The 20,961-nt window shown below is 73.2% G+C and carries 22 protein-coding genes; 14 read left to right on the forward strand and 8 right to left on the reverse strand.

Translation table 11 applies throughout. The features are described 5' to 3' along the window. Positions 1–17 precede the first annotated feature (17 nt). From EV378_RS25750 to EV378_RS25770, 5 genes are read right to left on the reverse strand one after another with little or no spacing between them, the layout of a single operon-like run. Positions 18–1,304 (reverse strand): sulfate adenylyltransferase subunit 1, encoded by a 1,287-nt coding sequence (locus EV378_RS25750; RefSeq protein ID WP_132429983.1) that lies wholly within the window; start codon positions 1,302–1,304, stop codon positions 18–20. Next, positions 1,304–2,203, reverse strand: coding sequence for a sulfate adenylyltransferase subunit CysD (gene cysD / locus EV378_RS25755; protein WP_243653770.1), 900 nt, complete (start codon positions 2,201–2,203; stop codon positions 1,304–1,306). The genes EV378_RS25750 and cysD overlap by 1 nt, the downstream gene beginning before the upstream one ends. Then, positions 2,200–2,904, reverse strand: a complete 705-nt coding sequence (locus EV378_RS25760) for a phosphoadenylyl-sulfate reductase (protein ID WP_132429985.1) — start codon at positions 2,902–2,904, stop codon at positions 2,200–2,202. The genes cysD and EV378_RS25760 overlap by 4 nt, the downstream gene beginning before the upstream one ends. Continuing rightward, entirely contained in the window at positions 2,901–3,089 is a 189-nt protein-coding gene (locus EV378_RS25765; protein ID WP_132429986.1) for an Insertion element protein, read from the reverse strand. Before EV378_RS25765 ends, EV378_RS25760 begins: the two co-directional genes overlap by 4 nt. Positions 3,090–3,117: 28 nt before the next feature. Further along, positions 3,118–4,791 (reverse strand): nitrite/sulfite reductase, encoded by a 1,674-nt coding sequence (locus tag EV378_RS25770; RefSeq protein WP_132429987.1) that lies wholly within the window; start codon positions 4,789–4,791, stop codon positions 3,118–3,120. A 340-nt stretch (positions 4,792–5,131) separates the two neighbouring features. On the opposite strand from EV378_RS25770, the gene EV378_RS25775 reads away from it, so the two are divergent. From EV378_RS25775 to EV378_RS25785, 3 genes are all read left to right on the forward strand, one after another. Further along, a complete protein-coding gene (locus EV378_RS25775) occupies positions 5,132–5,374 on the forward strand; it encodes a hypothetical protein (protein ID WP_132429988.1) in 243 nt (80 codons plus the stop codon). Between the two features lie 33 nt (positions 5,375–5,407). After that, positions 5,408–6,604: a radical SAM family heme chaperone HemW gene (gene hemW / locus EV378_RS25780; RefSeq protein ID WP_132429989.1), complete on the forward strand. Its 1,197-nt coding sequence runs from the start codon at positions 5,408–5,410 to the stop codon at positions 6,602–6,604. A 79-nt stretch (positions 6,605–6,683) separates the two neighbouring features. Next, a complete protein-coding gene (locus EV378_RS25785) occupies positions 6,684–7,466 on the forward strand; it encodes an esterase/lipase family protein (RefSeq protein ID WP_132429990.1) in 783 nt (260 codons plus the stop codon). Between the two features lie 77 nt (positions 7,467–7,543). Here EV378_RS25785 and EV378_RS25790 read toward each other — a convergent pair whose 3' ends face one another. From EV378_RS25790 to EV378_RS25800, 3 genes are read right to left on the reverse strand one after another with little or no spacing between them, the layout of a single operon-like run. Beyond that, positions 7,544–8,389 (reverse strand): ABC transporter permease, encoded by an 846-nt coding sequence (locus EV378_RS25790; RefSeq protein ID WP_132429991.1) that lies wholly within the window; start codon positions 8,387–8,389, stop codon positions 7,544–7,546. After that, the gene (locus EV378_RS25795; RefSeq protein ID WP_243653772.1) at positions 8,386–9,465 is read right to left on the reverse strand and encodes an ABC transporter ATP-binding protein; all 1,080 of its coding nucleotides are present in this window, start codon (positions 9,463–9,465) and stop codon (positions 8,386–8,388) included. Before EV378_RS25795 ends, EV378_RS25790 begins: the two co-directional genes overlap by 4 nt. Beyond that, entirely contained in the window at positions 9,462–10,610 is a 1,149-nt protein-coding gene (locus tag EV378_RS25800; protein WP_132429992.1) for a hypothetical protein, read from the reverse strand. Before EV378_RS25800 ends, EV378_RS25795 begins: the two co-directional genes overlap by 4 nt. Before the next feature lie 95 nt (positions 10,611–10,705). Here EV378_RS25800 and hrcA point away from each other — a divergent pair, with 95 nt between their 5' ends. The 11 genes from hrcA to era all read left to right on the forward strand — a co-directional run bounded on the left by hrcA (position 10,706) and on the right by era (position 20,942). Beyond that, positions 10,706–11,722 carry a heat-inducible transcriptional repressor HrcA gene (gene hrcA / locus EV378_RS25805; protein ID WP_132429993.1) on the forward strand — a complete coding sequence of 339 codons (1,017 nt, stop codon included), beginning with the start codon at positions 10,706–10,708 and terminating at the stop codon, positions 11,720–11,722. A gap of 51 nt (positions 11,723–11,773) precedes the next feature. Next, entirely contained in the window at positions 11,774–12,934 is a 1,161-nt protein-coding gene (gene dnaJ, locus EV378_RS25810) for a molecular chaperone DnaJ (RefSeq protein WP_132429994.1), read from the forward strand. Then, positions 12,931–13,692, forward strand: coding sequence for a 16S rRNA (uracil(1498)-N(3))-methyltransferase (locus EV378_RS25815; RefSeq protein ID WP_132429995.1), 762 nt, complete (start codon positions 12,931–12,933; stop codon positions 13,690–13,692). The genes dnaJ and EV378_RS25815 overlap by 4 nt, the downstream gene beginning before the upstream one ends. Before the next feature lie 39 nt (positions 13,693–13,731). After that, a complete protein-coding gene (locus EV378_RS25820; RefSeq protein WP_132429996.1) occupies positions 13,732–14,625 on the forward strand; it encodes an alpha/beta hydrolase family protein in 894 nt (297 codons plus the stop codon). Between the two features lie 9 nt (positions 14,626–14,634). Continuing rightward, a complete protein-coding gene (locus EV378_RS25825; protein WP_132429997.1) occupies positions 14,635–15,168 on the forward strand; it encodes an isochorismatase family protein in 534 nt (177 codons plus the stop codon). 97 nt (positions 15,169–15,265) lie between these two features. Next, positions 15,266–16,357 carry a PhoH family protein gene (locus EV378_RS25830; protein ID WP_424511257.1) on the forward strand — a complete coding sequence of 364 codons (1,092 nt, stop codon included), beginning with the start codon at positions 15,266–15,268 and terminating at the stop codon, positions 16,355–16,357. Between the two features lie 78 nt (positions 16,358–16,435). Further along, positions 16,436–16,981: an rRNA maturation RNase YbeY gene (gene ybeY, locus EV378_RS25835; RefSeq protein ID WP_132429999.1), complete on the forward strand. Its 546-nt coding sequence runs from the start codon at positions 16,436–16,438 to the stop codon at positions 16,979–16,981. Continuing rightward, positions 16,978–18,423, forward strand: coding sequence for a hemolysin family protein (locus EV378_RS25840; protein ID WP_132430000.1), 1,446 nt, complete (start codon positions 16,978–16,980; stop codon positions 18,421–18,423). The genes ybeY and EV378_RS25840 overlap by 4 nt, the downstream gene beginning before the upstream one ends. After that, entirely contained in the window at positions 18,410–18,772 is a 363-nt protein-coding gene (locus EV378_RS25845; protein WP_132430001.1) for a cytidine deaminase, read from the forward strand. The genes EV378_RS25840 and EV378_RS25845 overlap by 14 nt, the downstream gene beginning before the upstream one ends. Then, complete coding sequence (lhgO, locus tag EV378_RS25850; RefSeq protein WP_132430002.1) at positions 18,769–20,028, forward strand: L-2-hydroxyglutarate oxidase; 1,260 nt, start codon at positions 18,769–18,771, stop codon at positions 20,026–20,028. Before EV378_RS25845 ends, lhgO begins: the two co-directional genes overlap by 4 nt. Beyond that, positions 20,025–20,942, forward strand: a complete 918-nt coding sequence (gene era / locus EV378_RS25855; RefSeq protein WP_132430003.1) for a GTPase Era — start codon at positions 20,025–20,027, stop codon at positions 20,940–20,942. The genes lhgO and era overlap by 4 nt, the downstream gene beginning before the upstream one ends. The last annotated feature ends 19 nt before the right edge of the window (positions 20,943–20,961 follow it).

A 20,961-nucleotide genomic window follows, 5' to 3' on the forward strand; every position in this document is an offset into this window, starting at 1 on the left:
CAGGACACCCCGGACCGTCAGGACGCGGCCGGGACGAGCGCGAGCGGGTCCCCGACCAGGCCGGCGGCCAGCGTGTTCCCGGACTGCGGGTCGATCAGCAGGAACCCGCCGGTGGTCCGGACCCGGGCGTAGTCGTCGGCGGGCACCGGGTCGGCGGTCCGCAGCGAGACGCGCGCGATGTCGTTGATCGTCAGCTGGTCCGTGCCGTCCACGTAGGACACCGTCTCGGTGTCGAGACGGGACCCGAGCGCGCCGACGATCACCTGCGTCGTGCGGGTGCCGTGCTTGAGCAGCAGGCGCGCGCCCGGAACGAGCGGCTTCTCGGCCAGCCAGCACAGCGTCGCGTCCAGCTCGTCGGTCACGGTCGGTGCGTCGTCGGCCGCGGCGATCAGCGCGCCGCGGGAGAGGTCGATGTCGTCGTCGAGCAGGATCGTCACCGAGAGGCCGGCGGTCGCCGAGTCCAGCGGCCCGTCCGCGGTACGCACCTCGGTCACCGTCGTCCGGTGGCCCTCCGGCAGCACGACGACCTCGTCGCCCGGCCGGACGGTGCCGGAGGCGACCTGGCCCGCGTAACCGCGGAAGTCGATTCCCGGACGGATCACGTACTGCACCGGCATCCGGAAGGGCGCGCCGACGTCGGGACCGTCGACCGGCACCGACTCCAGGTGCTCGAGCAGTGTCGGGCCGTCGTGCCACGGCGTGCTGTCGCTGCGGCTCGCCACGTTGTCGCCGACCAGTGCGGATACCGGGATGATCTGCACCGACTCGTCGGGGAACCCGAGCGAGCGGGTCAGCTCGGCGAACTCCTTGGCGATCGCGTTGATCGTCGTCTCGTCGTAGTCCACGAGGTCGATCTTGTTGATGGCCAGCACGAGTCGCGGCACGCGCAGCAGCGCGAGCACGGCGGCGTGCCGGCGGGTCTGCTCGACGACGCCGTTGCGCGCGTCGACCAGCAGGACCGCGAGCTCCGCCGTGGACGCGCCGGTCACCGTGTTGCGCGTGTACTGGACGTGTCCCGGCGTGTCGGCCAGGACGAACTCGCGGGTCGGCGTCCCGAAGTACCGGTACGCGACGTCGATCGTGATGCCCTGCTCACGCTCGGCGCGCAGGCCGTCTACGAGCAGCGAGAGGTCCGGTGTGGACATTCCCTTGTCGACGGACGCGCGCTCGACGGCCTCGATCTGGTCGGCCAGCACCGACTTCGTGTCGTAGAGCAGGCGTCCGACCAGAGTGGACTTGCCGTCGTCGACGGAGCCCGCCGTCGCGAAGCGCAGCAGGTCGCGTGGCTGTGCCGAGTCCACCATCAGAAGTAGCCCTCCCGCTTGCGGTCCTCCATGGCGGCCTCGGACATCCGGTCGTCGGCCCGGGTGGCGCCGCGCTCGGTCAGCCGGGAGGCGGTCACCTCGTCGATCACCTCGTCCAGCGAGGCTGCCGTCGACTCGACGGCGCCGGTGCACGACCCGTCCCCGACGGTCCGGTAGCGCACCGAGAGCGTCTCCAGCGACTCGCCGTCGCGGGGCCCGCCCCACGGGCCCTCGGCCAGCCACATGCCGTCGCGCCGGAACACCTCGCGCTCGTGCGCGAAGTAGATCGACGGCAGCTCGATGCCCTCGCGGCGGATGTAGCGCCAGACGTCGAGCTCGGTCCAGTTCGAGATCGGGAACACGCGCACGTGCTCGCCGGGTGCGTGGCGCCCGTTGTAGAGGTTCCACAGCTCCGGGCGCTGCTTGCGCGGGTCCCAGCGGCCGAACGCGTCGCGCAGGCTCATCACCCGCTCCTTGGCCCGTGCCCGCTCCTCGTCGCGGCGCCCGCCGCCGAACACGGCGTCGAAACGGTGCTCGGCGATCGCGTCCAGCAGCGGCTGGGTCTGCAACGGGTTGCGGGTCCCGTCCGCGCGCTCGGTCAGCCTGCCGTCGGCGAGGTAGTCCTCGACGTGCGCGACCTCGAGCCGCAGGTTCAGGCGCTCCGCGATCTCGTCGCGGAACTCGATCACCTCGGGGTAGTTGTGCCCGGTGTCCACGTGCAGCAGCGGGAACGGCACCGGTGCGGGCGCGAACGCCTTGGCCGCCAGGTGCACCAGCAGCGTCGAGTCCTTGCCGCCGGAGAACAGGATCACCGGCCGGTCGAACTCGCCGGCCACCTCGCGGAAGACGTGGATCGCCTCGGACTCCAGCGCGTCGAGCGCGTCCAACGAGGTCGTCACGAGTGCAGCCCGCACTCGGTCTTGGCCTGGCCGGCCCAGCGGCCGGAGCGCAGGTCGGCGCCGACCTCCACCTTCGCCGTGCAGGGCGCACACCCGATGCTCGGGTATCCGGCCCCCACCAGCGGGTTCACCAGAACGCCGTGTTCGCGCACGTACTCCTCGGCCTCCTCCTCGGTCCACGCCGCGACCGGGTTGATCTTCACCAGACCGAACTTCTCGTCGAACGTGACGAGTGGGGTGTCGGCGCGGCTCGGCCCGTCGGCGCGCTTCACACCGGTGACCCACGCGTCGTAGCCGGCGAGCGAGCGCTGCAGCGGGACCACCTTGCGCAGGTGGCAGCAGCGGTCCGGACGGCTGGCGAACAGGTCCTTGCCCTCGGTCGCGTCCTGCTCGGCGACGGTCTGGTCCGGCTGCGCGTTGACGATCCGGATCCGGTCGTAGACCAGCTTGACGGCGTCGCGCGTGCCGATCGTCTCGGCGAAGTGGTAGCCGGTGTCCAGGAACAGCACGTCGACGTCCGGCTTCACGGACGTGACCAGGTCGATCATCATCGCGTCCTGCATGGCCGACGCGACGACCAGCCCGTCACCGAACGTCTCGGTGGCCCAGACCAGCACGTCCTTCGCCGACGCGTCCGGGCCGAGTTCGGCGGCGCCGCGCTCGGCGGTCGCGCGCAGCTCGCCGGCCGTGGTGACGCTCATGACTGTGCTCCCGTCGTCTGGGTGGGCGAGTCGGGGACGCCGATGCCGACGAACGTCACGACGAACGTCCGCAGGCAGCTCGCGCACCACCACGCCGCGCCGGGCACCTTCTCGGTGCGCTCGGCGGGACGCAGGTCCTCCTCGCCGCAGTACGGGCAGTGGAACGGGACGGCGCGCTCGCTCATGCCAGAACACCGCCGATCGTCGCGAAGATCACTTGAGGTCGGCCTCCTCGGCCCTCAGGACCCACTGCGCGAAGCGCTCCTCGCCGTCGCGCTGGGCGGCGAAGTTCCGCACGACCCGCTCGACGTAGTCGGGCAGCTCGGCGCTGGTGATCTTCAGGCCGCGCAGCTTGCGTCCGAAGCCCGCGTCCAGCCCGAGCCCGCCACCCAGGTGCACCTGGAAGCCCTCGACCTGGTTGCCGTCGGAGTCGGTGACGATCTGGCCCTTGAGCCCGATGTCGGCGACCTGCGTGCGGGCGCAGGCGTTCGGACAACCGTTGAGGTGCAACGAGATCGGCACGTCGGGCACGACGTCGGCGAGGCGCTTCTCCAGGTCCTCGACGACCCGGATCGCCCGCTCCTTCGTCTCCACGATCGCCAGCTTGCAGAACTCGATGCCGGTGCACGCCATCGTCGAACGACGCCAGGTCGACGGCTGGGCGGGCAGGCCCAGCGTGTTCAGCTCGGCCAGCAGGTCGTCGAGCTTCTCGTCGGCGACGTCCAGCACGACGATCTTCTGGTACGGCGTGAACCGGATCCGGTCCGAGCCGGCGCGCTCGGCGGCGTCCGCGACGGCCGTCAGCGTCGTTCCCGACACGCGGCCGGACGGCGGGGCGACGCCGACGTAGTTGCGGCCGTCCTTCTGCCTGTACACGCCGACATGGTCGATCGGCCGATCGGGCGTCGTGGGCGCGGGGCCGTCGATCAGCTTGCGCCCCAGGTACTCGTCCTCCAGGACCCGGCGGAACTCCTCGGCGCCCCAGTCGGCGATCAGGAACTTGATCCGGGCACGGTGACGCAGGCGCCGGTAGCCGTAGTCGCGGAACACCTGCACGACGCCGTGCCACACGTCGGGCACCTCGTCGAGCGGCACCCAGGCCCCGAGGCGCTGCGCGATCTTCGGGTTCGTGGACAGGCCGCCGCCGACCCACAGGTCGAAACCGGGCCCGTGCTCCGGGTGCTCGACGCCGACGAACGAGATGTCGTTGACCTCGTGCGCGACGTCCTGCTGCCAGGAGATCGCGGTCTTGAACTTGCGCGGCAGGTTCGAGAGCTCGCGGTCGCCGATGAAGCGACGGACGATCTCGTCGACGGCGGGGGTCGCGTCGACCTTCTCGGCGTCGGCGACACCGGCCACCGGCGATCCGAGCACGACGCGCGGGCAGTCGCCGCAGGCCTCGGTCGTCTGCATGCCGAGCGGCTCGATCAGGTTCCAGATCGCCGGGACGTCCTCGACGCGGATCCAGTGGTACTGGATGTTCTCCCGGTCGGTGACGTCGGCGGTGTCGCGGCCGTACCGCGTCGAGACCTCACCGAGCGCGCGCAGCTGCGCGACGGTGACCCCGCCGCCGTCGAGACGTACGCGCATCATGAAGTACTCGTCGTCGAGCTCCTCGGGCTCGAGCGCAGCCGTGCGGCCGCCGTCGATCCCGGGGCGGCGCTGCGTGTAGAGGCCCATCCAGCGGAAGCGGCCCCGCAGGTCGGCCGGGTCGATCGAGTCGAAGCCCCGCTTGGCGTAGACGTTCTCGATCCGCGCCCGGACGTTGAGCGGGTTGTCGTCCTTCTTGCTCCGCTCGTTCGGGTTCAACGGCTCGCGGTGGCCGAGCTTCCACTGCCCCTGGCCCTTGGCGCGGGCAGGCTTCGTGTCAGCGGAGGTGGGCGCCATGTGGTGGGTGCTCCCAAGTCGGGTTCCGGCGCAGCGCAGAGCGCGACGTCATGCGGCGCCGGGAAAGATCGTGCAGGGGGCCGTCAGCAGGAACGCAGACAGAGCGCGCTGTTCGTCCTGCGGAGGTCGACGTGGCGACGGGCCACGAGACGCAGACGAAGAGCGGTCACCCTGTCAGAGTGCCATGCTGTCCGGACATCAGCCAACGCATGTCCAGCTGGTGGGAGAGGTCTCACAACGACGTGCCGCCCGACGGTCGAACCCTCGTCCGGGCGTGCCTGCACACCTCGATGGTGACATCGCGGATCGACGGTGGCCAGCGGCCGTTTCGGTGGGGGGCGTGATCGTGGTCCGGGATCCGTACGACGAGCTCGGTGTCGGCTACGCGTCGGCGCGTCGGCCCGACGCGCGGCTCGTGGAGCGGATCGAGGCCGCACTCGGCGCGGGGACGGTCGTCGACGTCGGAGCGGGGACCGGCTCGTCGTCGCAGGATCGTCGTGACCGCGCCGGCCCGACGGATCCGACCGGCGGGACGCACCAGGCGTCCGCGGCCGCCGAGATGCGGTTCAACGGGCTGCGGTGATCGTCAGCTCCCGCTGAGCCGCATCTCGGCGGGATCGCCGCGGGCGGACGCCCGGGAGGCGGGCGCGTCTACCGTGGAGGCGTGACCCCGTTCGGTGTCTACGTCCACGTGCCGTTCTGCGCGAGCCGGTGCGGGTACTGCGACTTCAACACCTACACCGCGTCCGAGCTCGACGGTTCCGGCGCGTCCCCCGACGGATGGCTGGAGGCCGCCCGGCGGGAGATCGCCATGGCCGCACGCAGGCTGGGGCCTCGGCCGGTGGAGACGGTGTTCGTCGGCGGGGGCACGCCGTCGCTGATCGGGGCGTCGCGACTCGGCGCGGTGGTGGAGGAGATCCGTTCGGAATTCGGTCTCGTGCCGCACGCGGAGGTGACGACGGAGTCCAACCCGGAGTCGACGTCGCCGGAGTTCTTCGCGGACCTGCGATCCGCGGGGTTCACGCGCGTCTCGCTGGGCATGCAGTCCGCCGCGCCGCACGTGCTCGCGCTGCTGGAGCGGCGGCACACGCCGGGCCGCGCCGTGGAGGCCGCGCGGGAGGCGCGGGCGGCCGGGTTCGAGCACGTCAACCTGGACCTGATCTACGCCACGCCCGGCGAGACCGACGACGACCTGCGCCGGTCCGCCGACGCGGTGCTGGACGCCGGTGTGGACCACGTGTCCGCGTACGCGCTGATCGTCGAGGACGGGACGGCACTGGCCCGACGGGTGCGTCGCGGCGAGGTGCCGCGCCCGGACGACGACGTCGCGGCCGCCCGCTACGAGCTGCTCGACGACCGTCTGCACGCGGCCGGCTTCGGTTGGTACGAGGTGTCGAACTGGTCGTTGCCGGGCGCCGAGTGCCGGCACAACATGGGCTACTGGCGCGACGGCGACTGGTGGGGTGTCGGGCCCGGCGCGCACTCGCACGTCGACGGCGTGCGCTGGTGGAACGTGAAGCACCCGGCCCGGTACGCGTCCCTGCTGGCCGACGGAGCGTCCCCGTCGGACGGGAGCGAGGAGCTGACCGACGACGAGCGCTACACCGAGCGGGTCATGCTCCGCCTGCGGCTGGCCGAGGGGCTCGATCTCGGCCTCCTGGACGCACCGGGCCGCGCGGCCGCCGACCGAGCACGCGGCGAGGGCCTGCTGCGCCCCTTCACCGGTGGCCGCGCCGTCCTGACCCGCCGCGGCCGCCTCCTGGCCGACCGCGTCGTGACCGACCTGCTCACAGCCGCGCCGGTGCGTTCGTGACCGCCCTCGCACAGGTTCCGGTGGCCTCGCACACGCTGGGGCGTGTGCGAGAGCGCCACATCGTGTGCGAGGGCTCGCCGTGAGTCCGCGACGACGGCTGGTGCTCCTGCTGGCGGGCGGCCTGGTGGTGGTCGTGCTGGTCGTCGTGCTGGTGTCCGTCGGCGGCCGGGGACCCGCGTCCGGTGGGCCGGTGGCGCAGGACCGACCCGGTCCGGTCCTGCTGGTGCCCGGCTACGGCGGGAACCGGACATCGCTCGAGGCGCTGGCCGGGCGACTGCAGGCCTCCGGGCGGCAGGCGGACGTGCTCACGCTGGAGGGCGACGGCACCGGGGACCTGAACCGCCAGGTCGATCTGCTGGACCGTGCCGTCGACGACGCGCTCGCCGCCGGCGCGCCGTCCGTCGACGTCGTCGGATACTCGGCGGGCGGGGTGGTGACCGGGCTCTGGGCGGCCCGCGACGACGGCGCGTCGAAGGCCCGGCGGATCGTCACGCTCGGCTCGCCGCTGCACGGGGCACGGATCGCCGCGCTCGGTTCCACGTTCGTGCCCGACGCCTGCCCGGACGCGTGCCGTCAGCTCGCGCCGGGATCGTCGTTGCTGGGGGAGCTGGACGCGGCGCCGGTGAGCGTGCCGTGGCTCTCGGTCTGGACCACCGGCGACGAGACCGTCACCCCGCCGGACAGCGCCCGCCTGGAGGGCGCGACGAACGTCGAACTCCAGCGGTTCTGCCCGGGCGCCGCGGTCACCCACTCCGGCCTGCCCAGCGACCCGGCGGTGACCGGCCTGGTCCGGCGGGCCCTGTCCACCGACCCGATCGGCGCCGCCCCCGCCGACTGCGGCACCCTCCGCGCCGCCGCCTGACGCCGCTTCCCCGTTCGGGGCGGGCGTACCCGGTCGGCGCGAGCGGAGCTCTCGTCCGGCCCGGTCGGGCGGATGGGTCAGCTCGTGACGTCCTTCGTGGCCAGGTTCGCCCACGCCGCACCGAACGCGACGGCCACATAGGACAGTTGGACGAGCGCGCCGGTGCTCACGGAGTCGTAGAGCACCGGGTCGCGGAACAGGTCGACCCAGGCCAGCCAGTGCGTCGTCGGCAGGAACTGCTCGATTGCGCCCGCGGCGTCCAGCGGTTGCAGCGACGCGCTCGTCACGACGACCGCCAGCACGCCGAGCGCGGCGGCCAGGGGCGAGTCGGTGAGCGTCGAGAAGAAGATCCCGATCGCGCCGAGGGCGAGCATGCACAGCGCGAGGTAACCGACGGTCAGCATGGTCCGGGTCACGAGGTCGACGGGCTCGATCACCGGCCCGGACAGCGACGGCACCGCGCCGAACCCGACGACGGTGGGCGTCGCCCCGCCCGTCGAACCACCGAATCCGAACGCGGCGATCCCCACGATGTACGACGTCACCGTCACCAGTGCGACCGACAGCAGCGTGAACACCGCGACCGACACGAGCTTCGCCGCGAGCAGCCGCAACCGGCTGACCGGGCGGACCAGCAGGTAGCGCAGCATCCCGGTGGACGCCTCACCGGCCACGGCGTCCCCGGACACGACGGCCACCGTGATCGGCAGGAACACCGGCAGCACGAGCGCGAGCGCCGCCGCCGGGTAGATCTGCCCGTTCGACACGACCGCGGACAGGAACGCCTGACCGCGCCCGGGCGGGGGCGCGAGCCCCGTCACCGCCAGCAGCACGGCGACCAGCGCCGGAAGCGCGCAGAGCAGCGCCCAGCAGAGCCACACCCGTCGGCGCCGCAGCATCAGCGCCAGCTCGACCCCGATCACCGGCGGACCCGTCCGCTCGGGTCGTCAGGCCGGTGGGGCGGGCCGGTGCGGCGGGGATCGGGGGGCGGGGGAGCAGCGTCGTCCGGATCCCGGGCGCCGCGGTCGGGCGGCGGCGGTCCGGCGCGCAGCGGCCGGGTCATCGTGTCCAGCACGCCCGGCCCGGTCGACCCGAACCGGTCGGCGCCGGCTCCGGTGCGTTCCAGCACCACCTGCTCCAACGTCCGCCGCTCGGCGACCAGCTCGGTGACCACCACGCCCGCGCCGACGAGGTGCGCGTTCAGCGCCGCCGGGTCGTCCGCCCGCACCAGAAGCGCGTCGCCGTCCCGCTCGTCGACGGCCCGCCCGAGCAGCCGCGACACGCCGTCCGGGTCGGGCGTGCCGACCCGGACCCGGCCGGTCGGTGCGCGCAGCGCGGCCATCTCGTCGGTGAGCACCAGCCGTCCGGTGTCCATCAGACCGACGCGGGTGCAGAGCGCCTCGACCTCGGCGAGCATGTGGCTGGACAGCACGACGGTCGTCCCGCCGGTGTTCAGCCCGTTCAGCAGCTCGCGGATCTCGCCGATGCCGCGCGGGTCGAGGCCGTTCGTCGGCTCGTCGAGCAGCAGCAGGGGCGGACGGCGCAGCAACGCGGCCGCGATGCCGAGGCGCTGACGCATCCCGAGCGAGTAGGCCCGCACCGGGCGCCGGTCCACCCCGCCCAGGCCGACCTGCTCGAGCGCCTCCTCGACCCGCCGCCGTCGGGCCGCGGGACTCGAGAACAGGCGTCCTGCGGCGTCGAGCATCCGCAGGTTCGACCGTCCGGACAGTGCGGGCCACGCGGCCGGCGACTCGACCAGTGCCCCCACCTGCGGCAGGACGGTCGAGGCCGAGCGCGGCATCGGCGACCCCAGCATCTCGATCTCACCGGACGTCGCGTGCACGAGCCCGAGCAGCATCCGGACCAGCGTCGTCTTGCCCGACCCGTTCGGCCCGAGCAGCCCGAACCGGGACCCGGCCGGGACGCCGAGGTCGACGCCGTCCACGGCCACCACGCGTCCGAAGCGCTTCGTCAGGCCGTGGGTCTCGATCACGTTCACGGGCGGACCTCGTTCAGCAGCCGGGTCGCACCGAGCTCGAGCACGTGCGGGGCGACGGTGCCGGCGAGCAGATAGCCGCCCCGCCGCCGTCGCATCACGACGACCGACAGCGCGGGCGTCGCGACCCGGACCGCCCGGTCCGGCGGGAATCCCAGGATCGGCCCGCCCCCGGCCGACCCGGCGCTCGCGATGATCTGGCGCGCGACGTCGCGTCCGGCCGGGACCAGCACGAACCGTCCGATTCCGTTGCCGTACACGGCGACGCCGGGCAGGACGCCGAAGCTCTCGTCGACCGGGAGGTCCACCCGCGGCCTGCCGGCGAGCGTGTCCGGCGGCGGGGGAGCGTCCAGCCCGCGCAGCACGGCGGCCAGGTCGCCGGGCTGCGCCACGACCCGTTCCGCCCCGGGCGGGGCCGTCGGGCGGATCGCGGAGTCCGGAGGGGCGCCGAGGTCGACGGTCTCGAACTCGGTGTCGACGACGGGTGCCGCGGAGTCCGGGACGCCGCGCGCGCCCACCCGTAGGGCCAGCGGCAGGGCACCGCCCGCGACCGGCAGCGCCCACACGTCGATCCGGGAGATCGTCGTGTCCGGGTCCGACGGGGAAACGCGCAGGCCGGGCGCGTCGTACCCGGCGATCCGCCGCGGCGGCAGCGCGACGACGGGATCGGCCACGGTGATGCCGAGCAGGCGGCGAGCCAGGTCGGCGGGCGCTAGGTCGGACGCGCGCGGCAGCCGGACCGGCGGGATCGGGCGCACGGTCGTCAGGCGCGTGAAGCCGTAGTCCCAGACGTACTCGGTGTCGCCGGCCCGGTAGGCGTCGATCTCCCCGACGGGGGTGAGCTGGTCGATCCGCCACCGGTCGGCGGCCGCGACCTGCACGCGGATCCGGGTCGTGGTGGACAGCAGCGCCGCCGTCGTCTCCAGGTTCGGGATGTCCGGCAGGCCGAGTCCGCCCGCGCTGCTCGCCACCCCGGTGTGCGGGACCACACCGGAAAGCACGGCGTCACGCAGCCGCGCGGGGTCGGAGCCGGGCCCGGAGGCCTCGCTCACCGGCAGCCAGCGGTCCGCCGACCCGGCCGCGAGCAGCGCGGTGGCGCCGGCACCGACCAGCAGCCACCTGCGCCCGAAGCGGCGGGGAGGAGACACACGTTCCACCGTGCCACAACCCGGCACGACGCCCCCGTCGCCGATTACGGCGCCTAGAATGAACCGACGAGCAGGGGAAGGGGGTCCGGGCGCCGATGAACGCCGACGAGCGTCGCTTCGCGGTCCTGCAGGCGATCGTCGCGGACTACGTCTCCACGCACGAGCCCGTCGGGTCGAAGGCGATCGTGGACCGGCACAACCTCGGTGTGTCCAGCGCCACCGTCCGCAACGACATGGCCGTGCTGGAGGAGGACGGGCTCATCGCCCAGCCGCACACGAGCGCGGGCCGGATCCCGACCGACAAGGGCTACCGCCAGTTCGTCGACCGGATCTCGCAGGTCAAGCCGCTGTCGCCGGCCGAACGTAGAGCGGTCCAGACGTTCCTCGAGGGTGCGGTCGACCTGGACGACGTGCTGCGCCGCAGCGTCCGGCTGCTGGCCCAGCTGACCCGGCAGGTCGCCGTCGTCCAGTACCCGACGCTGACCCGCTCGACGGTGCGCCACCTCGAGGTGGTCGCGCTGACGCCGGCCCGCCTGATGCTCGTGCTGATCACCGATTCCGGCCGGGTGGACCAGCGCGTCGTCGACCTCGGTGACGTGCTCGACGACGCCGACGTGGCCCGGATCCGCGACATCCTCAACGGCGCGCTGGCCGGCCAGCGCCTCGGCGAGGCGTCGGCCAAGGTGGCCGAGCTCCCGGAGACCGGGCCGGCCGACCTCCGGATGCCGCTCACCGTGATCGCGACGGTGCTGATCGAGACGCTCGTCGAGCACCCCGAGGAGCGGCTCGTGCTCGGCGGCACGGCCAACCTCACCCGCCACGCGGACTTCCCGGGCACGCTGCGGCAGGTGCTGGAGGCGCTGGAGGAGCAGGTCGTGGTGCTCCGACTGCTGGCCGCCTCGAAGGACTCCGGCCTGGTCACGGTGCGGATCGGCGAGGAGAACGAGGCCGAGGACCTGCGCGGTGCGTCGGTCGTCACGATCGGCTACGGCGCAGGCACCCCGCTCGGTGGGATGGGTGTGGTCGGGCCCACCCGGATGGACTATCCCGGCACGATCTCGGCGGTGCATGCCGTCGCCCGGTACGTGGGTGAGATCCTGACCGGGCGTTAGTGAGGGCCTCCAGCCCGCCGACGACACGAAGGACTTGAGGACACAAACCAGGTGGCACGCGACTACTACGGGATCCTGGGCGTCGAACAGGGCGCGGGACCCGACGAGATCAAACGCGCCTACCGGCGTCTGGCCAGGGAACTCCACCCCGACGTCAATCCGGCCCCGGAGTCGCAGGAGCGCTTCCGCGAGGTCAGCACGGCGTACGAGGTACTGAGCGACCCGGAGAAGAAGCGGATCGTCGACCTCGGCGGCGACCCGCTCGACAGCCGCGGCGGAGGCGGCGGGGGCGGTGACCCGTTCGCCGGGTTCGGCGGCTTCGGCGACATCATGGACGCGTTCTTCGGCAGTGCCGGAGGAGGCCGCGGCCGCGGACCGCGCAGCCGGGTCCAGCCGGGCGCGGACGCGCTCATCCGCATGCAGCTCACGCTGCAGGAATGTTCGACGGGCGTGCAGCGCGACCTGACGGTGGACACGGCGGTGCTGTGCTCCGAGTGCTCCGGCTCCGGATGCGCGCCGGGCACCCACCCCACCGCCTGCGACACCTGCGGCGGCCAGGGCGAGATCCAGAGCGTGCAGCGCTCGTTCCTCGGACAGGTCGTCACGGCACGTCCGTGCCCGACGTGCCGTGGTTTCGGGGAGGTCATCCCGGACCCGTGCCGCCAGTGCGCGGGCGACGGACGCGTGCGCTCCCGCCGGTCGGTCGGCGTGCGGATCCCGGCCGGTGTCGCCGAGGGGATGCGCGTGCGCCTGGCCGGGCAGGGCGAGGTCGGTGCGGGCGGCGGCCCGGCCGGTGACCTGTACGTCGAGGTCGAGGAGAGCCCGCACGAGATCTTCTCGCGCGACGGTGCCGACCTGCACTGCACGCTGCCGCTGCCGATGACGGCCGCGGCACTGGGCGCGACGCTGCCGCTGACACTGCTCGACGGCACCGTCGAGGAGCTGGACATCGAGGCCGGGACGCAGCACGGCACGGTCCGGACGCTGCGCGGCAAGGGCATGCCCCGGCTGCGCTCCACCGGCCGGGTGGACGGTCAGGGCGACCTGATGGTGCACGTCGAGGTCGCGACGCCGACGAAGCTCGACCGGGAGCAGACCGAGCTGCTGCGCCAGCTGGCCCAGCTCCGCGGTGAGGAGCAGCCGGACCTCGTGGGCGGCTCGCGCAACGGGCACGGTCTGTTCTCCCGGCTGCGGGACTGGGGCCACCGCTGACGAACCCGCCGCTCTTCGTCGTCGACGACCTTCCGGCCCCCGGCAGCAGCACCGCGCTGACCGGACCGGAGGGACGGCACGCGGCGACCGTGCGCCGGATCCGCCCCGGCGAGGTCGTCGTGCTCACCGACGGACGCGGCGGGCTCGCACACGCCGAGGCCGGTGCGTCCGGCAAGGACTCCCTGGAGCTGACGGTCACCGGCGTGGAGCGCGTGGAGCCACCCCTGGTCCGGGTCGCCGTGGCGCAGGCACTGGTCAAGGGCGACCGCGGCGAGCTGGCCGTGGAGACGGCGACCGAGGCCGGCGTGGACGAGGTGATCCCCTGGCGGGCGGCCCGGTCCGTCGTGCGCTGGGAGTCCGGTCCGCGCGGGGACAAGGCGCTGGCCCGCTGGCGCGCGACCGTGCGGGAGGCCGCGAAGCAGTCGCGCCGCCCGTGGACGCCCGAGGTCGCCGAGCCGGTGACGACGGCGCAACTGGCCCGCCGGGTGCCGGAGGTGGACCTGGCGCTGGTGCTGCACGAGTCGGCGGACGAGTCGCTGGCGTCGGTGCCGATCCCGTCCGCCGGGACCGTGCTGCTCGTCGTCGGGCCCGAGGGCGGTGTCGACGACGGCGAGCTCGCGGCGCTCACCGACGCCGGTGCCCGTGTCGTGCGGATGGGGCCGGAGGTGCTGCGGGCGTCGACGGCGGCGTGTGTCGCGCTCGGCGCGCTCGGAGTGCTGGCCGGCCGATGGCGCCCTCACTCGATCGGACCCGCGTAGTTTCCGTCCGTGCAGGTCGGGGCGTGCCACGATCCCGACATGCAGGACAGAGGCGGCCCGTGCCGTACCCCGATCAGCCGACGACGGTTCGGGGCGCTCGCTCTCGCCGCGCTCCCGGCGATCGCCGCGTGCGGTGTGCGCGCGCCGGAACGTCCCGCCGTGGCGGAGCCGACCGGGCCGCAGAAGGTCCCCTACGGCGGCGACCCCAGCCAGTTCGGGGAGTACACCGCGCCGACCGGGACGGGCGTCGCGAAGGGCCTGGTCGTGATCGTCCACGGCGGGTACTGGCGGTCCCAGTTCGGGCTGGACCTGGGCCGGCCGCTGGCGGCCGCGCTCGTGTCGGCCGGCTGGGCGGCGTGGAACGTCGAGTACCGCCGGGTCGGTGACGGCGGAGGCTGGACCTCGACGTTCGACGACGTGGCGCTCGCCATGGACCACGTCAGCCAGTTCGCCAGCGCCCGCATCCCGGCGGACAAGATCTTCGCGCTCGGGCACTCCGCGGGCGGTCACCTCGCGGCCTGGCTGGCGGCCCGGCCGGGCCTTCCGCCGGGCTCACCCGGCGCGAACCCGCAGGTGACGCTGAACGGTGTGGTGTCCCAGGCCGGTGTCCTCGACCTCGCATCGGCCGTGCGGCTCGGTGACGGCGCCGTCGTCGACCTCCTGGGCGGGACGCCGCAGTCGGCCCCGGACCGCTACACGATCGCGTCGCCGATCCAGCGGGTGCCGCTGCAGGTCCCGACGATCTGCGTGCACGGCACCGCGGACGAGGTCGTGCCGATCTCGCAGAGCGAGTCGTTCGTGCAGCGCGCGAAGGCGGCGGGCGACCGCTCCGAGCTGGTCCGCGTCGACGGCGCGGACCACGGCGCGCTGATCGACGTCCGTTCTCCGGGCTGGACGGCGTCGCTGGCGGCGTTGGACCGGCTCGCGGCATAGGATCCGGCCGTGCTCGTGCCCGCCGCCGGATCCGTGCTGCTGCTCGTCGACCTGCAGCAACGGCTGATGCCCGCGATCTCCGGCGGGGACGAGGTCGTCGCGAACTCCGACCGGCTGGCGCGGGCCGCCGGGATGATGGACGTGCCGATCGTGGCGACCGAGCAGAACCCGGCCGGACTCGGTCCGACCGTCCAGGCGCTCGCCGGATACCCGCGGACGGTGCTGCCGAAGACGTCGTTCGCGGCGACGTCCGAGCCGACGTTCGACACGCTGCTGCCACCGGACACCGAGCACGTGGTCGTGGCCGGCTGCGAGGCGCACGTCTGCGTGCTGCAGACCGTGGTCGGACTGCGCGGACGCGGGTACCGCGTGCTGCTGGTCGGCGACGCGGTCGGCTCCCGGACGACGGCGAACCGGGACGCCGCGCTGGCGCGGGCGCGCGAGCACGGGGCCGAGGTGCTGACGACCGAGATGGTGCTGTTCGAATGGCTGGAGCACTCCGGCCACCCGCGTTTCCGCGACGTTCAGCGCCTGATCACCTAGGGCGCGGCACCGGATATCGACGGGTGCGATGTCGGTGGGGGTGGGTACCATCGGCCGCGACACGAGGGCTGACTTCAGGAAGCAGGCGATCGCACCCTTGACCGGTACCGAACCCGGCCCCGACGACCCCCGGACCGACGCGCGGAACGGGGAGGCGCGGTCCCGGATGGTGGTCCCGGACACGGCGCTGCTGGCCCTCCTCGGATCGCGGGACGAGAGCCTGCGCGCCGCCGAGGACGCGCTGACCGCGGACGTGCACGTGCGGGGCAACGAGCTGACGCTGACCGGTGAGCCGGCCGACGTGGCGTTCGCCGAGCGCGTGTTCACCGAGCTGATCACGCTGGCCGAGCGCGGGCAGATGGTCGGCGCGGACACCGTGCGCCGGACCGTCGACATGCTCGCCGGGCCGGCCGAGACGATCGGCGAGTCCCCGGCCGAGGTGCTGAGCCTGGACATCCTGTCCCGGCGCGGGAAGACGATCCGTCCGAAGACGCTGAACCAGAAGCGCTACGTCGACGCCATCGACTCGAACACGATCGTGTTCGGCATCGGGCCCGCCGGTACCGGCAAGACGTACCTGGCGATGGCCAAGGCCGTGCAGGCACTGCAGGCCAAGGCCGTCAACCGGATCATCCTGACCCGGCCCGCCGTCGAGGCCGGTGAGCGGCTCGGCTACCTGCCGGGAACGCTGTACGAGAAGATCGACCCGTACCTGCGCCCGCTGTACGACGCGTTGCACGACATGCTGGATCCGGAGTCCATTCCGAAACTGATGGCCGCCGGAACAATTGAAGTAGCGCCGTTGGCGTACATGCGGGGCCGGACCTTGAATGATGCGTTCATTATTCTGGATGAGGCCCAGAACACCACTCCGGAACAGATGAAGATGTTCCTGACGCGATTGGGATTCGGGTCGCGGATCGTGGTGACCGGCGATGTCACGCAGATCGACCTGCCAGGGGCATCGCGGTCCGGTCTCCAGGTGGTGCAGGAGATCCTGGACGGCATCGACGACGTGCACTTCGCGCAGCTCGACAGCGCGGACGTCGTGCGGCACCGCCTGGTCGGCGACATCGTGGACGCCTACGCGCGCTTCGACGCCGCGGGCCAGCGCCGGGCCGCGATGGCGTCGGCGCCGCGCAACGGCCCGGTCCAGAACCGCCGGGAGCGCCGCCGTCCCCAGGGGTAGGCCGCCGGGACCGTCGGTGCCCCGGACTACCCTGGGGGCGTCCGGGGGAGCAGGAATCGACAGGGGTCGTCCGCAGCAGTGAGCATCGAGGTCGTCAACGAGTCCGGCGTCACCGTCGACGAGGCGTCACTGGTGTCCGTCGCGCGGTTCACGCTGGAGACCATGCAGGTGAACCCGGCCGTCGAGCTGGCGATCACCGCCGTCGGGCTGGACGCGATGACCGAGCTGCACGAGCGGTGGATGGACGAGCCCGGCCCCACCGACGTGATGGCGTTCCCGATGGACTCGCTGGCCGAGGACAGCCGCCGTCCGGACGCACCCGACCTCGGGCCCGCCCTGCTGGGTGACGTGGTGCTCTGCCCGGCGTTCGCGAAGGACCAGGCCAAGACGGCCGGGCACACGCTGGCCGACGAGCTGCACCTGCTCACCGTGCACGGCGTGCTGCACCTGCTGGGGTACGACCATCTGGAGCCCGCCGAGGAGCGGGAGATGTTCGGCCTGCAGGACCGGCTGCTCGGGCAGTGGCGCCACGGCCGGGAACGGGCGCGGGAACAGGACCGCCGGAAACGCAGCGACGACCGTCTGCTCGGCGCCGCGGGCTTCGAGGACGAGCCGACCCGATGACGGTGTGGCTGATCGTCGCCGCGGTCGTGCTGATCCTGCTGGCCGGGATCTTCGCCGCGGCGGACGCCGCCCTGATGTCGATCTCCCGGGCGCGGGTGGACGCCGTCGTGCGGACCCGGCGGGCCGGGGCGAGGGCGCTGGCCGCCGTCGTCGCCGATCGTCCGCGGCACGTGAACCTGCTGCTCCTGCTGCGCCTGACCGCGGAGACGGCGGCGACCGTGCTGATCGTCGTCGCGCTCGCTCCCGTCTTCTCGAGTCCGTGGATCGGCGTCCTGCTCGCCGGCGTGATCATGGTCGTGGTCAGCTACGTGCTGATCGGCGTCGGCCCGCGCACGCTGGGCCGCCAGCATCCCTACCGGGTCGGCCTGCTCGTCGCCGCCCCGGTGCGCGCGCTCGGTACGCTGCTCTCGCCGCTGTCCAAGCTGCTGATCCTCGTCGGCAACGCGATCACGCCGGGCCCTGGCTTCCGGGAGGGACCGTTCTCCACGGAGGTCGAGCTCCGCGAGCTGGTGGACATGGCCAGCACCCGCGGCGTCGTCGACGAGGGCGAGCGGAAGATGATCCACTCCGTCTTCGAGCTGGGGGAGACGCCGGTCCGGGAGATCATGGTGCCGCGCCCGGACGTGGTCTGGGCGGAGCGGGACACCCCGGTCGACAAGGTGCTCCGCCTGGCACTGAAGAGCGGGTACTCCCGGATCCCGGTGCTCGGCGAGGGCATCGACGACGTCATCGGCATCGCCTACCTGAAGGACCTGGTCCGGGCCCGGGACGAGGCCGAGCGCGAGGAGCGGGCCCGCCAGTCGCTCGTCGAGATCATCCGGCCGGCCGTGTTCGTGCCGGATTCCAAGCGCAGCGACGAGCTGCTGCGCGAGATGCAGCGCCACCGCAACCACATGGCCGTCGTCGTCGACGAGTACGGCGGCACCGCGGGCGTCGTGACGATCGAGGACATCCTGGAGGAGATCGTCGGCGAGATCGCCGACGAGTACGACCAGGAGGAGATCCCGGACGTCTCCGAGGTCGAGGGCCGGACGCTGCGGGTTGCCGCCCGCCTGCCCGTCGAGGACCTCGAGGAGCTGTTCGCCGCCCAGTTCACCGGCACGGCACGGGAGACCGAGCTGCGCGAGGCGCTCGAGGCCGCGGACGTGGACACCGTCGGGGGGCTGCTCGCGCAGCGTCTCGGCAAGGTGCCGCTCCCGGGTGCCGAGGCCGAGGTCGCCGGGCTGCACCTGCGCGGCGAGGGCGGCAAGGACGCCCGCGGCCGGACCCGGATCACGTCCGTGCTGGTCACGCCGCTGGACCCGGTCGAGGCCGGTCCCGAGGAGGCCGAGCCCGGCGACTCCGACGACGCCGGCCACGCACTCGAACGACCCGACGCCGACGAGCTCGGCGCGACCGGGGCGCTCGTCGCCCCGCAGGAGGGAACCGATGCCCGACAGTGAGTCCGGCGACCTCGCCCCGGAGGACGCCAAGATCGTGACGCTGGCCCGGTCGGCCCGCGGCCGGATCGGCGCCGTCGAGGGCGCCGCGGTGCGGGACACCGACGGCCGCACCTACGCCGCGGCCACGGTGGAGCTTCCGTCGCTGCGGCTGACCGCCCTGCAGGCGGCCGTCGCGGCCGCCGTCGCCGCGGGCGCCGAGGGCCTGGAGGCCGCCGCCGTCGTGAACGACTCCGGCGACGCGGACCGCGAGTCGGTCGCCGCGGTGCGTGACCTGACCCCGACGGCCCCGGTGCTGGTCGCCGACGGCCGGGGCGCGCTCGTCGCGACCGTCGCGGGGGTGGGCGCATGAGCACGCCGACGTTCGACCTGGTCGTCGTCGGTGGCGGGATCGTCGGCCTGGCCACCGCGCATGCCGCGGTGCGGACCGGGCGCTCGGTCGCCGTCGTCGAGCGCGAGCCGCGCCTGGCGAACCACCAGACCGGCAACAACTCGAACGTGATCCACTCCGGGCTCTACTACGCGCCCGGCGGCTACAAGGCGCGGCTGGCCGTCGCGGGCTGCGCCGAGACCGTCGCGTTCTGCCGCGAGCACGACCTGCCGCACCGGGTGTCCGGCAAGCTCGTCGTTGCGACCGAGCCGGAGGAGCTGCCGCGGATGGAGGAGCTGCAGCGCAGGGGGAACGCCAACGGCGTGGAGAACCACCGCGTCGACGAGGCGGGCATGCGCGAGCACGAGCCGGACGTGCGCGGGCTCGCGGCCCTGTGGGTGCCGTCGACCGGCATCTGCGACTACCGGACGATCGCCGAGAAGCTCGGCGAGCTGATCGAGAAGGACGGCGGCGAGATCCACCTCGGCCGCGCTGTCACCGGCATCGTCCGGCGGCCGGACGACGTCATCGTCCGGACCGAGAGGAGCGCAGGCGCCACGAGCATCGGCACCGACCAGGGGGACCTGCTGGGCACGCAGGTCGTCGTCTGCGGTGGCCTGCGCTGCGACGAGCTGGCCCGGCTGGCCGGCGCCGACCCCGGCGTGCGGATCGTGCCGTTCCGCGGCGAGTACACCGGCTTCTCGGACCGCGCAGCGTCGCTGGTCCGCGGGCTGATCTACCCGGTGCCGGACCCGGCGTTCCCGTTCCTCGGGGTGCACGCCACCCGGGGCGTCGACGGGCACGTGCACGCCGGCCCGAACGCCGTGCTGGCGCTGGCCCGCGAAGGCTACGACTGGCGCACGATCAAGCCCAAGGAGCTGCTGGGCACGCTCACCTACCCCGGGATGATCAAGGTCGCGCAGAAGCACTGGCGCTACGGCATCGGCGAGGTTCAGCGGTCGCTGTCCAGGCGGGCCATGGTCCGCCAGATCCAGCGGATGCTCCCCGACGTCCGTGCCGAGGACCTGCACCCGGCAGGAGCGGGCGTACGCGCGCAGGCCGTCAAGGCCGACGGCACGCTCGTCGACGACTTCCTGTTCCTCGACCAGGGGACCGGCACGGGATCGGTGCTGCACGTGCTGAACGCGCCGTCGCCCGCGGCCACCGCGGCGCTGCCGATCGGGCGGGAGATCCTGGAGCGGCTGACCGGCGACAACCCCGGACCGCTGAGCGCGTGACCGGCTTCGTCACCCCGCCGGACGGGTTCCGCTCCGGGTTCGCGTGCTTCGTCGGCCGCCCGAACGCCGGCAAGTCGACGCTGACGAACGCGCTCGTCGGGCAGAAGGTCGCGATCACGTCCAGCCGCCCGCAGACGACCCGGCACGCGATCCGGGGGATCGTGCACCGCCCGGACGCGCAGATCGTGCTCGTGGACACGCCGGGGCTGCACAAGCCCCGTACGCTGCTCGGGTCCCGGCTCGGCGACATCGTGCGCGAGACCTGGGCGGAGGTCGACGTCGTCGGGTTCTGCGTGCCGGCGAACGAGAAGGTCGGTCCTGGGGACCGGTTCATCGTCGACGAGCTGCGCAGGATCGCCTCGCACACGCCGGTACTGGCCGTCGTGACGAAGACCGACCTGGTCGCGCCGCCGGTCGTCGCGGAGCGTCTGGCCGAGGTCGCGCAGCTGATGGACTTCGTGGAGATCGTGCCGACGTCGGCGCAGGACGGGTTCCAGGTGGCGCTGCTCGCCGACCTGCTCGTCGCGCAGCTGCCGGTGGGCCCGCCGCTCTACCCGGAGGGCGACCTGACCGACCAGCCCGAGGAGACGCTCGTCGCGGAGCTGATCCGGGAGGCCGCGCTGGAGGGCGTGCGCGACGAGCTGCCGCACTCGATCGCCGTGACGATCGACGAGATGGTCCCGCACGACGGGCGCGACGACATGCTCGACGTGCACGCCGTGCTGCACGTCGAGCGCTCCAGCCAGAAGGGCATCGTGATCGGCAAGGGCGGGTCGCGGCTGCGGCAGGTCGGGTCGGACGCCCGGCGCCAGATCGAGGCCCTGCTCGGCACGAAGATCTACCTCGACCTGCACGTGAAGGTCGCCGAGGACTGGCAGCGGGACCCGAAGCAGCTGCGCCGCCTCGGTTTCTGATCTCGGGAGGCCTCCCGGG

The organism is Pseudonocardia endophytica (assembly GCF_004339565.1).
Classification (GTDB): Bacteria; Actinomycetota; Actinomycetes; order Mycobacteriales; family Pseudonocardiaceae; genus Pseudonocardia; species Pseudonocardia endophytica.